This window comes from Micromonospora aurantiaca ATCC 27029 (genome assembly GCF_000145235.1).
Taxonomy (GTDB): domain Bacteria; phylum Actinomycetota; class Actinomycetes; order Mycobacteriales; family Micromonosporaceae; genus Micromonospora; species Micromonospora aurantiaca.
On the sequence record NC_014391.1, the window covers coordinates 1,982,990 to 1,996,437 of the forward strand.

At 69.4% G+C, this 13,448-nt stretch carries 7 protein-coding genes and 1 pseudogene; 4 read left to right on the forward strand and 4 right to left on the reverse strand.

Features of this window, described 5'->3' with window-relative positions:
* The first annotated feature begins 97 nt into the window (after positions 1–97).
* Genes MICAU_RS09375 through MICAU_RS09390 form a run of 4 tightly spaced genes read left to right on the forward strand, consistent with a single transcriptional unit; the run spans position 98 to position 8,242 of the window.
* The gene (locus tag MICAU_RS09375) at positions 98–1,612 is read left to right on the forward strand and encodes a DUF2397 domain-containing protein (protein WP_244879739.1); all 1,515 of its coding nucleotides are present in this window, start codon (positions 98–100) and stop codon (positions 1,610–1,612) included.
* Positions 1,612–2,772 carry a TIGR02678 family protein gene (locus MICAU_RS09380; RefSeq protein WP_013285061.1) on the forward strand — a complete coding sequence of 387 codons (1,161 nt, stop codon included), beginning with the start codon at positions 1,612–1,614 and terminating at the stop codon, positions 2,770–2,772. The genes MICAU_RS09375 and MICAU_RS09380 overlap by 1 nt, the downstream gene beginning before the upstream one ends.
* Complete coding sequence (locus MICAU_RS09385) at positions 2,769–7,103, forward strand: SbcC/MukB-like Walker B domain-containing protein (RefSeq protein ID WP_013285062.1); 4,335 nt, start codon at positions 2,769–2,771, stop codon at positions 7,101–7,103. Before MICAU_RS09380 ends, MICAU_RS09385 begins: the two co-directional genes overlap by 4 nt.
* A complete protein-coding gene (locus MICAU_RS09390) occupies positions 7,100–8,242 on the forward strand; it encodes a TIGR02679 domain-containing protein (RefSeq protein WP_013285063.1) in 1,143 nt (380 codons plus the stop codon). The genes MICAU_RS09385 and MICAU_RS09390 overlap by 4 nt, the downstream gene beginning before the upstream one ends.
* Before the next feature lie 216 nt (positions 8,243–8,458).
* Here the strand turns inward: MICAU_RS09390 and MICAU_RS09395 are convergent, their stop codons facing one another.
* From MICAU_RS09395 to MICAU_RS09405, 4 genes and pseudogenes are all read right to left on the reverse strand, one after another.
* Positions 8,459–9,709, reverse strand: a complete 1,251-nt coding sequence (locus tag MICAU_RS09395) for a zinc-ribbon domain-containing protein (RefSeq protein WP_157547404.1) — start codon at positions 9,707–9,709, stop codon at positions 8,459–8,461.
* A 6-nt stretch (positions 9,710–9,715) separates the two neighbouring features.
* Positions 9,716–10,987, reverse strand: coding sequence for a zinc-ribbon domain-containing protein (locus tag MICAU_RS31850; protein ID WP_083791321.1), 1,272 nt, complete (start codon positions 10,985–10,987; stop codon positions 9,716–9,718).
* A gap of 66 nt (positions 10,988–11,053) precedes the next feature.
* Positions 11,054–11,254: pseudogene (locus MICAU_RS33660) on the reverse strand (zinc-ribbon domain-containing protein); the annotation flags it as partial.
* A gap of 773 nt (positions 11,255–12,027) precedes the next feature.
* A complete protein-coding gene (locus MICAU_RS09405) occupies positions 12,028–13,410 on the reverse strand; it encodes an IS1380 family transposase (RefSeq protein ID WP_013285047.1) in 1,383 nt (460 codons plus the stop codon).
* Between the last annotated feature and the right edge of the window lie 38 nt (positions 13,411–13,448).

The following is a 13,448-nucleotide window of genomic DNA, read 5'->3' on the forward strand; positions in this document are numbered from 1 at the left end:
CCGAGGGCGGACGCCGTAGTGACCTGGGGGAAGTGTGCGTTCGTCTGATCCGGATGAGCGGGATGCCGACGAGGTCGATGACCCGTCCGGTAGAGGAGTGGACCTGTGGCAGCTCGCCGGGCTGCCGGGTGGTTTGGTGCAGGCCAGCTATCTGGTGGGGCGGCGCGCGGCGCAGTACCGGCTGATCGTCGATGTGCTGCTGGCACAACAGCAACACTCGTTGACCGGGATCGCCGCGGCCGAGTTGCCGGGTCTGCTCCGCGACCATCTGGCCGCTGCCGGAGCCGATCCAGGTCTGGTGGACGATCCCGGGTTCAGCCTGGAGCGGCGGATGCGTCGCTTGGAGGAGTGGAGGGTCGTCGAGGTCTGGCAGGACCGGGCCCGCCGGGACGAGGACTTCCTGCGGAACTTGGACCGGTACCAACTCACCGAAGTCGCTGCCGATCTGCATCGCGCGGTCAGCAGTATGGGCCAGGACGTCGCAGCCGATGCCGCGGCGACACTTGCCCCGTCAGTGCTGACCGGCCATCTCGGGCGTCTGCGAGGTGCGATTGCGGGTGACCCGTCGGCGGCGGCCGAGGCATGGGCTGTCATCAACCCGACCCTGACGACGATGGCGAACGCGGCGGCGGGCTGGCAGGGCCGCCTTGCCGGTGCACTCGCCGGCACGCCGGATGCGGGCAAGCTGGCTCAGATCCAGGACACCCTGCGACGGTATGTGGACATGTGGGGTGCTGGGATCGACACCCACTCTGATCAAATCGCCAGCACCGTCCGGGTACTACTCGAGACGCCGGAGCAGACGTGGCGGCAGGTAGCTGTCCACGGTCTGGGTGCCACTGCGGACGGCGCCTCGCTCGACCGGCTTGCCGCCTCCTACGTGCAAACGCTCGAGACACTGGGGCGCTGGTTCGACGGCTCGAACAGCCAGGCCCGCCGGTTGCGTCGGCAGATGCGCGACACGATCAGTCCGCTGGTGCGCGGCCAGCGGACCTTGGCTGCGGTCGGCGGACACGTATCCCGGCGTGCCGAACTGCTCGCCCTCGCTGGCCGACTTGAAGCCGCCGAGGACGACGCCACCGGCTGGGAGATCTGGTGCCGAGCAACCGGGCTGTTCTCTGCTCGCCACCTTCCCGGAGCCGGGCCAACGCCGGCCGGAAATCCGGGAGCGGTCTCTTTCTGGGATGCCGAACCGGCACCGGTGGCGGCACGGCTCCGCAAGCAAGGGCCACGCGGAACGACCGGAAGCGCGGCCCGGATCCCGGACCGCAGTCAAGCCCGAGCGGCGGCTCGGGCTGCCGCCGCTCAGGAACAGGCGGCACGCGCGCGTACGGAAGAGGCTGTGCTCGCCCGGTCTGGGCTGCGGCTGTCGCAATGGCGAGACTTGACCGAGCCGGAGCTGGAGATGCTGCTGGAGTTGCTCGCCACGCTCGCTGCGGCCCGGCTGGACGAGTCGCAGGTGTCATCGGCGATGACCGGAGACGGCCGGTGGATGCTGCGAGCCGATCCTGCCCCGGTTGCCCATCCGACGGCCGTGGTTGCTACTCCGACAGGCCGACTGGTGCACCCGGATATTCGGCTGCACATCACGCTAGCGGGGCGGGCGGTCTGATGGGGACCACCTCGGGTGAGACCCGCAACGTACAACGCGCGTTCGTCGGCCTGCTGGCCAAGCCGCTGGTCACGCCGGACACCGATGCCGAGCTGTACCGACTGGTGGCACGGCGGCTGCAACCAGTGAAGGAGTCAGCGCAGCGGCTGGGCTACCGGGTGCAGCGTGTCGGCCGGGCGGTGCGGCTTGTCCGTGTTCCGGTAGCGGGTACGGTGACGTTCCCGCCGGTACCGGCCGACGTGGTATCGCGGCGGGTCCGCTCGCTGGCGTGCTGTCTGGCTGCCTGCTGCGAGGAGACCAGCGGCACCGTCACGCTGCAGAAGCTGTCGGACATGGTCCGGGACCTGATCGCTGCCCCGGGGGTGCAGGTCGCACCGTACGACCCGGAGGAACGTCCGCAGCGGAAGCTACTGCGTGACGCCGCCCGGCTACTTGAGGAGTTCGGAGTGCTGTGCCGGCGCACCAGCGACGAGTCACTGCTAGACGAATGGACCGAGTCCGGGCAGGGCGTCGGTGCTGGCTACGCCGTCGATCGCGACGCTCTGCTGTTGCTGACCAGCCCGGACGTCCTCGAGTTGGCGTTTGCAACAGAGCCGGCGGGTGAGGAGCAATGGGTGGCCACCCGCACGATCCGGCAGCTGCGGGCGCTGATCGAGACGCCGGTGGTGTTGTACGCGGATCTGTCCGACGATGACGCCATCGCGTTGCGGGCCCGCCGCGGCCCGCGCAGCCACGATGTCGCCGCCATGACCGGCGGGCACATCGAGGCCCGGTCCGAAGGCCTGCTGGTCGTGCTGACCGACGACGAACGTCCCGCGACGGTCGTCGACTGGCCCCGCGCCCGGGCCGCCGACTGGGTGGCGCTGCTGATGGCCGACATCGCCGGCCGGCACGGCGCCCGGCAGAGCGATGGGACGGTCACCCTGACCAGCATCCAGGTCGATGAAGTCGTCGACGATCTGGTCACCTGGCGCGGCGAGTACATGAACAGCGCCCAGAAGCAGGCGCCCGGCACGATCCGCCATGACGCGCAGAAGCAGCTCGTCGAACTCGGCCTGCTCCGCGTCGCCCATGACGGCTCATGGACCCTCTTGCCGGTCGCCGCCCGCTACCGCGACCCCGACATCACGATCACCACCCCCGCGGAGACCCCCCGATGAGCACGACATTTCCCGACGACGTAACCACGATGACGACGCCCGGACCGGCCGCGACCGACGACCAACTGGCCGAGTGGCGCGACGCGGTCACCACAGGTGGCCTGCCTCAGCCCGGATCGTCACGCTGGCAGGGGCTGCGAGCCGGCGTCGTCAACCTGTGGGAGTTCGACATCGCCGAGTACTGGTTCGCTGATGGGCGCGGCCAGTTCGTCGGTGCCAACCAATCCGGCAAGTCGACGCTGATGGCGTTGACCACACTGATCATGCTCGCCGGTGATCTCGGCCGGCAGTACGTCGACACGTTCGGCGAGTCCGACAAGTCATTCCGGTACTACGTTGAGCCGACCGATGACGCCCGCGACCGGCGCGACAGCTCAGCCAGCACCAACCGCGGCTGGGCCTGGGCCGAGTACGGCCGCATCGCCGACGACGGCCAACCCGAGTTCTTCACGACCCTGCTGTACGCCCAGGCCAAACGCGGTGTGAAGGCCATGCCACCGACCTGGATCGTGTGCCGGGGCACCGCCCGAGTCCGGGACGGGCTGACCCTGTGCGAAGGACAGGCAGTCGCGGTCCCGGCACAGCTCGGCGCCCCGGACGGGCTTGTCGTGTGCGAGAACGGCAAACAGTACGCCGCCCGGCTGGCCCGGGACCTGTTCGGGTTCACCGACTCCGACCGGTACGACACCGTGCTGGAAATGCTCAAGGTGCTGCGGACCCCGCACCTGGGCCAACGGCTGAACCCGGACTGGTTCACCGAGCAGATGCGCGCCGCACTACCGCCGATCGCCCGCGCAGAGGTTGAGGAACTCGCCGACGGCTGGCAGCAGGTGGAGCAGTTGGGCACCGACCGGGACACCGCGGTCGAGGCGCGCGAAGCGGTCGCCCACTACCTCGCCAAGGGGTGGCGGCCGTGGGCCGACGCGGTCCTGCGGCTACGCGGCGACGACCTGATCGCCGCACACACCGCCGCTGAGGATGCCGAAAAGGCTGTGCGCGCCGCGACCGGCGCACTCGACACCGCCCGCGACAACCTCACGGCCGAGCAGAAAGTCACCGACAACCTCCTCCGCTCGTTCAAGCAGGCCCAAGCCGACTACGAGCAGGCACTACAGACGCAGGCCTACAAGGGTGCCGCACAGCGGACACTGAACGCGCAGCGCCTACGGGGCGAGGCGGACGGGGCCGCGGAACGTGCCCGTGGCCTTTTGGCCGATGCCGGCCGGGCTCGCGAAGACCGAGACCGTGCCGTCGCAGCACGGGGCCGTCTGGAGAAGACGGCAGCCGACGCGCGCGAACGCGCCGGGGCGGTGGGCGAACAGACGGCGGCCAAGGTGACGTCCGCCGGTCTGGGGAACCAGGCATCCGAGTGGGTCGCGGCGGGCGAAATCACCCGCCTCAACAAGGCGATCAAGACCCGAAAGGAGACCATCCCGAACCTGCGGCGGCTGATCCGGGCGGCTGGCGAAGCAAACGCCAAGCTGGGGACTGCCGACGAGCGGGCCAAGGACGCGCAGGCCGAGTTCGACCGCCGTAAGCGCACTGCCACGCAGGCCGCCGAGACGGCGGAGAAGGCGTTGCAGGCGCTGTCCGACGGTATCGAGCGGTGGGCGCTGCCCCTGGCTGCCGAGGCCCCGGCAACGGTGATCCGGGAGCAGTGGATCGCCGCGGTCACCGAGCAGGCCCGGTCGCCGCAGCCGACCGCTGTGCTGGCATCCCTGATCCGTAGTACGTGGCTCGATCCGGTCACGTTGCCGCTGACTCGGCAAGCAGTCACCATCACCACCCGCGCCGAGCAGCTGCGCAGCGACGCGAACACGTATGACGCGGACGCCGACACCCTCGAAGCCGCGGGTGACCCAGCGCCCACCCCTCCGGAACGCTGGACCCGCCGGCCGCGGCCAGCGTTCCCGGGCCCGCACGGCGCCCCGCTGTGGCGGCTGATCGACCCGGCCCCCGGCACGGCTCAGGACACAATCGATTACGTCGAGGCCGCCCTGGACGCTGCCGGGCTTCTCGACGCCTGGGTCAGCCCGGACCGCCTGTGGCTCGCCGACCGCGACGGTGACGAGACCGTCATGACGCTTACCGCCCCAGTGGCGACGGGCGGATCGTTGGGGGCGGTCTTGCAGCCGGCGGAGGACGCCGGCGAACTGTGGGCGGCCACCGAGCAAATCCTCGCCGCGATCGGCTTCACCCTAGACAACACTCCGTTGCAGGCTTCAGTAGCCGTCGCCGCGGACGGCCGCTGGCAGACCACCACCGCCGCTGGACGTGCTGCCCGCAGCAGCCACGGTGCCGAACTGCTCGGCGTCGCCGCCCGGGCCGCTGCTCGCCGCCGCACCGTCGCCGAACTACGGGAGAAGGCCGCCCGAGCACGTGCGGAAGCCGACATCCTTCAGGAACGCGCAGAACAACTGCAGGCCCGCGTCGACGAGCTCACCGCCGCCGGCACCGTTCCGGAAGATGCCGACGTCGTCCGGGCCGCGATCGCCTCCGCGACCGCGTACAAAGAGCTCGAAACCGCCGAGCAGCGTCTGATCCGCCGCCAAGACGAACGTGCCGTAGCTGACGAAAAGGTCAACCTCGCCAACACCGAAATGCTCCGATACGCCAACGAGCATCTGCTGCCCTCCAGTGAAGAGCTTCTCGATCAGATCACCGCCAGCCTGGACAAAGCAGCGGAATCCGTCGCGGAACTCGCCGGTGCACTCGAGAAGCAGCACGGCGCCGAGCGGGAACATCGCACCGCCGACGGTCAGGCGACTTCCGCCGAGGACCGGCTCAAGGAGGCGGAGCGGAAGCACCTGCAAGCTGCCGAGGACGCCGCAACGGCGGATCTGCTCGCCACCCAGGCAGAGCAATCCGTCGATGACGACGACCAGGAGCAGCTCGCCCGGGTGAAACAACTCGTTGCCGATCGCGACAGTCTCAACAGCCGGGTCGAGGCCAGCCGCAAGAAGGGCGTCGCGCTCTCCGAGGCCGCCGTCCTCGCCGGCCAGAATCTGTCCCGGGCCGATGACGAACTGACCGCGGCGCAGCACCGGCTCAACAGCGCTTTGGACAACTGGTGGATTCCCGTGGAGGCCGGGCTTGCCGCCGCACGCGGAATCACCATCGAGCCGGAACGCACCCTGGCGGCCGCGCTCGAACAGGCCACAACCGCCGCGCAGAAACTGCGTCCGGCGCAGTGGCCCGTCACGAGCGAGGAGAAGGGCCGCCGCGTCGAGGCAGCGCTGCAGAAGGCCCTCGGCACTGAGCTCACCACGCTACGGACAGTGCTCGAATCCAAGGGCGGTCGCGGGGTCAGCACCATCGACCCCGACGCCGCTGGCGGCCTGACCGCTGTCGCGATCGTGGTTGACGCCTCAGGCACTCAGCTCAGCCCCACCGACGCCATCGACTACCTCGACGGCCTTGTCGTGCGGCTTACCCGTAGCCACGACGAGAAGATGAACTCCATCCTGACCGAACTACTGTCCTCGACCTTCGTTGACCACCTCCGCGATCGCCTCAAATCCGTCATCCGGCTGCTTGGCCTGGTCAACGACGTACTTGGCCGCCACCCCACCGGGGCGAACAAGACAACGATGCGGCTGCGTCGTACGCCCGCCGAAGGGCAGCGGGCCGCATTCGAGATCCTGAAGACCCTGCAGACCGGCTCCGTCGAATCGGAGACAGTGCAGGAACAGATCCGCGTCTTCCTCACCGAACGCATCCGTGAAGCGCAGGACGCCGGCAACGCCGGCCCGGAGGAACTGACCGACCGGCTCGCGGAACTTCTGGACTACCGCAACTGGTTCGACGTCGTCGCCGACTTCCGCGTCGGAGAGGGCAAGTTCGAGCCGTTCACCAAACAGGTCCACGGCGTCGACTCCGGCGGCGGCAAGGTCGTCACCCTGCTCCAACCGCTACTGGCTACCTTGGTCGCCCTCTACGAGGAGTCACCGATCGCCCCGCGACCGCTATGGCTCGACGAAGCGTTCGTCGGTGTCGACCCGGACAACCGCGCCGCCATGCTCGAACTACTGGTCGACTTCCGCCTCGACTTCCTGCTGGCCGGGCCCAGCCCGCTCGTGGCAACCGTCCAGGTACCAGCTGCCGCCCTCTGGTTCGTCTCCCGCGCACCGGCCCCCGCCGCCGGCGTCGACCTGTCCCTGATGCTGTGGGCCGGCAACACCCTCGAACGGGTACCGATCGCAGACATGGCCGCCAAGACCTTCACCGCGAAACCGGTCCCGGCCGACATGCCACCGGACCTGTTCACTGCCCTCGGCGACGACAGTGACAGCCCGGAGAACGAATCCGACGATGATGAGGAGGTGCGGTGAGCGCGTCCGCGGACCGGTGGGTGGCCACCGGCACCGGCCCGACCAAGGTCCTTGCCGCAGCGCGTGAACGGCTGCAGAACGGTCACGGCGGCGACCGGGTCCGCCTGACCGTCGAACTCGACGAACGCGAACGCGCTCAGGTCGGCCGGCTCCTGGGCGTCGCCTGGGAAGCCTCCGCCAAAGCGATAACCCTCGGCAGCCTCCGTGCCGGCCTCGCCGCCCTCGACGACGACCTCGTCGCGGTCCTCACTCGGCACGGCGGAGCACCCGACAACCTGCGAGCCAAACGCGCCGCCAACCTCGCCGCCCGCACTGCCACGATCAACGCCGCCTATGAGGCATTGATCGCAGCCGGCTGGCCCGCCCATGCCGTCGACCACGCCCGGGCGAAACGGTGGCTCGAACGCGCCAACGCCGATCACGTCCCTCAACGGGCGGACGAACTCTGCCGGTTGTGGCAGGCGCTGCCCAGCGACAACCGGCCGCTGCCGCAACTGGCCGACGCGCTCTTCGACGACACGCACTGCCTCGACCGCGGCCAGGCACTGGGCCGGCTCGCCGCCCGCCTCCTCGCCGCAGCCGGTGCTGCACCAACCGAGGCGGCAGAAGCCGTCGACCAGGCGCTCACGGCCACCTCCTGGCGGCGCACCTGGGCCTCGTTCGGCGTCCTCTGCGACGAGGTCTCTTCCACCGTCCTCGTCCTCGGACTCCCGCTCGTCGGCGACTCCCCCGCCGCAGACCTGAGCAGCACGGCGGCCCGGCGTGGCGAACCGCTATGGCTGACCTCCCGGTCGCTGAGGGGGGCGTGGCGTCCCCACGACGACGTGCACACGGTCAGAGTGTGCGAAAACCCGTCAATCATGGAGGCCGCGGCCGACGAGCCCGGCACCGCGACTCTGCCGCTAGTCTGCGTCTACGGGCGCCCCTCCTCGGCCGCGTGGGCGTTGCTCGAAGGCCTTGCCGGAGCTGGCGTACGGCTCCTGATCAGCGCGGACCGAGACACCGCCGGTCGGAGATTCGCCGCCGAGATGCTGCGCCTACGCGGCGCCGAACCCTGGCTCCCCGAAATCGACGGCATCTTCGAGGAGTCACGGCTCCCAGAGTTGCTGGCTGACCTGCGATCTGCGGTTCACCGCTGACCGAAGCTCAGTGCAGGCTGCTGCGGCAGTGTCCGTCTCGGGCCGCCGCAACGGCTCAGGATGCCAAGCGCCGCGTCAGCCGACAGTTGAGGACTGGAGGTGGCATCACCGCGGCCCTTGTCGCAGCCGCCGAGTGACCTCATACGTGCCAGCACGGAACGGAGGGGTCAAAGTTCAGCCGGCGTTGACAGCCTCCCAGCTACCGGGGACCTCACCTCAGAACAGTAGAAGCGCGTCGAACTGCGGCCCGTCGTCCTTGCTGGCGATGACGCTCCGCCTGCCGGTCCTCAGGCCGCGGCACCCTCCGCAGCCCTGCCGCTGGATTCGGGCTGAGACCGTTGTCACCCATTCCGTCGATCCACAGCAGGGGCAGTGCCACCGGCAACGGTCGTGGGATCCCGGGCGGAGCCGATCTGGCCCCCGATCAGGATGGTCCAGGTTCGCCAGGAAGGTGCGCGAGATCTCGGGATGTAGGTCGGTCAGCGATCCACCGGGCGGCGGCTCTCGGCGGGACGCGGTACGCCGGCGGATGCCGCACGGCTGGCAACCGCGCCCGGAGGTGCGGCTTACGACCGGGGCCACCCACTCGTGTCCACAGTCGGGGCATCGCCAGAGCACGCGGATGGTCGACCCGCGGGCCAGGTCGAGCAGCTCAATGTCGCGGGCCTTTTCGACGTCGAGGATGCGCACGGCCTGGGTGAGCAGTTCGGGAGCGACGTCGCGGACCCGAAGTTTGGCCCGGCTCAGGCGAGCCTGGTAGGAGTGCTCCCGCCGGGAGCATTTCGGGCAGCCGGTTTTGTCGCGGGTCCGGCTGACCACGCGGGTGCGCCAGACGTGCCGGCAGGTTCCGCACCGCCAGACGCACCGGTCCGCGGAACCGGGAAGCAGCCACTGCGCACCTATCTCTGGGCGAGTCAGGTTCTCGACCAGTTCGCTCGCCAGCTCGGGAAGCACCACGGCCAGACTCTCGCTGGGTGGTGTGTTCTGGAAAGCCTTCCACTCCTCGCGCGCTGCGGCGAGGCATGCGGCGATCCGGTCGGCGGAGAGGGGCGGGCACGCAACGGACTGCGTCTGCAGCCATTTTGCGAGGACCAGAAACCATTCCGTCGCGTCCTTGGTGCCCGCGACCACGGTCTCCCCTGGAACCGGTGGCGTGCCGGGCTGCCGAACCCGCACATAGCGCACCCCGAGCTTGGCCATGACCTCTGATTTGCGCAGGTCCCGGGCGTGAGCGGCAGGGCCAGCGTGCCACTGGGCCGGGTCCAGGTCGATGTAGATCTCGGCTGAGGGCAGGAAGAGGTCCAGCCGCTCCGCCGAGCGCCGGCCGCCGTCGAGGCGGACGTCAACTTCCACCTCGTCGCCCGTCGCGGCCGCCAGCAGGTGGGCGAGCTCCAGTTCAAGGAGGCTTCGGCCACGGCGGCGGCACCGGCCGCAGCCATAGTCGGGCGATTTCACGCGATCACGCACGCGCGCCTAGAAGAGCGCACCGCACCGGCAGCGCCAAGAGCAGAGTGCGCTGGCTCGCGGATACAGCGTCGCCGGTCCCTCCCCGGGCCAGGAGAGGTTCGCCACGAAGGACGAGGCGACCTCCGGCATGAGCGTGGCGAGCGACTTCTCCTTAGGGGCGATCCGCTTGGCGGCGCCCAACGCCAGGTATGCACATGTGGTGCAGAGCAGCCGGGTTGCATGGTTGGCGACGGAGCGTTCGAAGTGCCGGGAACACTCTGGGCAGCACCAGACGCAGATGTCGTTGGTCCCTGCGGTGAAGCTCTGCGGGCCACGGCCAGGGTGGGACTTGTTGGCGATGAACGTGGCGGCTTGTTCCGGATGCGTGCTGCTGAACGAATCCGCTTCACCAGGATCCCGCAGCAGCTCACCCGCTCGTCGGCGCCCGCAGGGCGGGCAGCCGCGGCCAGCAGTCCGATTCGTCACGGTGGACACCCACTCGTGCGCACAGTCACCGCAGCGCCATAAGCACCGGTCGACCGAGTTCGGACGCAGAAGGGCGGGGCCGCGCTCGGGACGCCGCTGATTGGCGACGAACTGGGCCGCGATCTCGGGGTACAGGTCAGCAAGCGATCGGCCGGGCTGCGGCGCGCCGACCATCAAAACAGCGCATCGAGGGCAAGGCCGGCCGGCGCCGACCACGTTGAGCACCGTTTGCTCCCACTCGTGATCGCAGGCGTTGCACCGCCATTGGCACCGATCAGTCGCGGATTTCGGCATCGATTCGGGAGTGCGGTGCTGATGGCTGAGGTTCCGGACGAACATGTCGGCGACCGTGGGATGGGTGCTGCGCAATGGCGCTGTGGTGCGCGGCCGACGGTTCGCGGCCCGGCACCGTGGGCATACGCTCCCAGCGACCCGGAGCCGGACTCTCGTGTGCCAGGTGTTGCCGCAGGCGCAGCGCCACCAGGCTACCTTGTCGGAGCGTACGCTCACCTCTGCCACCGGCGCCTGCTCGGCCGGATCCTCCCAGCGCAGGAAGAACTCGACGATTTGCGGGCACGCGTCGCCGACCCGGTTGGCCACCCGCCGGGAGTTGGCCTCGGACCGGCGCTTGCCCGCGCACGGCTTACAACCGCCGCCCCCGGACTGGGTCCGCCGGACAATCGGCCCCACCCAGGAGTGGCCGCAGGCCGAGCAGCGCCACCGCACCTCGGCCGAGGACTGGGCACTGATCGTCTCGGGTGTGGCGGTGGGGTAGGTGATGCACTCCAGCCACTCCGCGGCCACCTCCGGCATGACCTCCGCCAGGCTACGGCCTGGCTCCGGCGGGTCGGCCTTGCGCCGCAGACGGCTCCGGCAAGCCTTGCAACCGGGTGCCGCTCGCACCCGCACCGCGACGGCTTGCCACCACTCGTGCCCACAGGCCTCGCACCTCCACCGGGCCTCGCGCTTCGAGCCGCGGGGAAGGTTTCCCAAAACCCCCGTCCAACCTCTCACCTCGAGCAGTTCCGGCAGGAGTTCCGGATGGACGCTCGCCACCGTCTCCCGGGTCTTGGCAGCCACGCCCGCATCATCGCAACGGAGTACGACACATTCCGAGTGCTCCGCTCATGGCGAGTGCAGGGACGCAGGTCGAGGCCTGAAGCGTGTCAACCTTCCGTATCCTCTCGTGACCGTCCTGGAAGCGGCTACTGGCACGTAACGACAAGGTGATCTACGCGCGTACCTGAGGACTTCCGGGCTCACGACAGGCTGACAAATGGCTCCGTCGTGAGGAGCAGCTCCTCGGCGATGGCCCTCAGGGCCTCGGGTGCGGTGGCTCCAAGGATGTGCGCAGGCCTCAGCTGGCCTGCCGATATCGATGATGGGCTCGTCGCAGCCCGCGCAACAACTAGCCCACGTCAAAGACAACGGCGATGGCAGGTCGATAGCCCTCTTGACTCGTTGCGCCCCTCCGCCGGGCTTCCAGCCAGGGTGGCAACTCTCGATGATAGCCCGCGCCGTCTGGCAATCCGCTCAATTGGTCAACATTGCTTGCGGCGCCAGCCCTTCTAATCGACCAACCCAGCAAATGAGCCGGGAGTTCCTGCACGATCTGTCTCGGCTCTTGAAAATGACGCTTCCGGTCTCCGAATATATGGGACCATGGCCGGCTATAGCGTAGATGCTCCTCTAGCCTCGATGATTCGCGCCTGACGCCGGCTCCTTCGGCCCGGCGCTCCTGATCGCTGTTGATCGATATTGTGTGGTTCCGGGCATGGTGGTGGGCCGTCTGTCGCGGCGGTGGGCGTGGTCTCCTGGGGTCCTCCGGGTTGTTGGGGCAGCGGCTGTGTTGGTCAGCCGGGGTCGGGGATGGCCGCGATCCGGTTGAACGCGGCGGTGATCTGTTCGGCCCAGGGCCACCTGGACGGGATGCGCAGCGTGCGGCGGCGTTGGCCGTGCACGAGGCGGGCGGCGGTGTGCAGGATCCGGTAGCGCAGCCGTTTCGGTTCGGCCTTGGCCAGGTCGCCGTCGAGGCCGATGAGCTGCAGCCACGCGATGAGGTCGACGGCGATCGCTGCGGCAATGCACCAGGCCTGGTTGATGGCGAACTCGCGGGAGGGTAGCCGCCCCAGGCCGGTGTCCTTGGCGCAGCGGATCCGGTCCTCGACGCGGGCGTGGGCCCGGTGACGGGCCTCCAACCACTGCAAGACACCTACCGGGGTGTTGGTGGCGAAGGCGGTGTAGCGCCAGCCATCGCGGTCCTCGAACAGGGTCAGTTGGGCGCCGGGGTGGGGGCGCTCCCGCCGGACGATGACCCGCATCCCGGCCGGCCAGCCTGGCAGGGGCAGCAGGCCGGTCAGTTCGGCGACGGCGGCGCCATCACGCACACCGCCATCAGCGTTGATCGCCGGCGACCACGCCGAGGCGGGTAGGGCGGTGATGGCGGTGCGTTCGGGTTCGCCGATCGACCAGCCGAGGGAGTACTCGACCCGCCGGCCGCGTTTGCTGTCCTGCTCGTGGAGCCAGTCAAGGACGGCGTGGGTGGCTGCGGCGGAGTCACCGCGGATGAGCAGGTGCCGGCGGTGTTTCGCGGGGACCTGCGCGACGGCTTGGGCGAGCACGTCGAGGTGATCGGCGGCCGTGTTCGCGCCGGCGTTGCCCGGCCGCAGCGTGATGGCGAGCAGCTCGGCGGTGTTGTCGCAGGTGACCAGGATCGGGTGGAAGCCGTAGGTGTGCTTGTAGGTGGCCGCGGCGCCTTCCTTGTCGCTGTGCGCGATCACGATCGTGGAATCCACATCGAGGACCACCACGCCGGTGCCGATGTCCCGGCCCGCCGCCCGTGCCGCCGGTGGGCCGCCGAACAGTTGCCACATCCGGGCGCGTACCTTCGCCCGGGCCTTGGCGATGCGCCGCAGCTGCACCACGCCGATCTCGTCCAGGGCCCGCCACACCGTGGTGTCCGAGGCCACCGACCCGAACACCTCCTGCTGGTGGCGCAGCACGTCGATGTCCGCGATCGCTTCCCCACCGTCAGCGATCATCACCGCGAGGTCGACCAGCACCCGACCCCGATCATGCACCGGCCACCAGCCGGCCCGGGCCAGCCCCGCCGACAACGCCACGGTCAACCCGGCCCGATCCGCCAGCAACCGCAGCAACGCCGCACCGACGTGCGACACCACACCCGAACCACCCGCGGTAACCCGCAGATCCCGCGACCACGCCGTAAGCTGCACCTCGGAAGTGCCTCCCCCAGAGAGAAACCTGTAGATGT

Coding starts and splice junctions, on each gene's coding strand:
- MICAU_RS09380 (WP_013285061.1), top strand. CDS start 1,612: ATGGGGACCACCTCGGGTGAGACCCGCAACGTACAACGCGCGTTCGTC.
- MICAU_RS09385 (WP_013285062.1), top strand. CDS start 2,769: ATGAGCACGACATTTCCCGACGACGTAACCACGATGACGACGCCCGGA.
- MICAU_RS31850 (WP_083791321.1), bottom strand. CDS start 10,987: ATGCCGGAGGTGGCCGCGGAGTGGCTGGAGTGCATCACCTACCCCACC.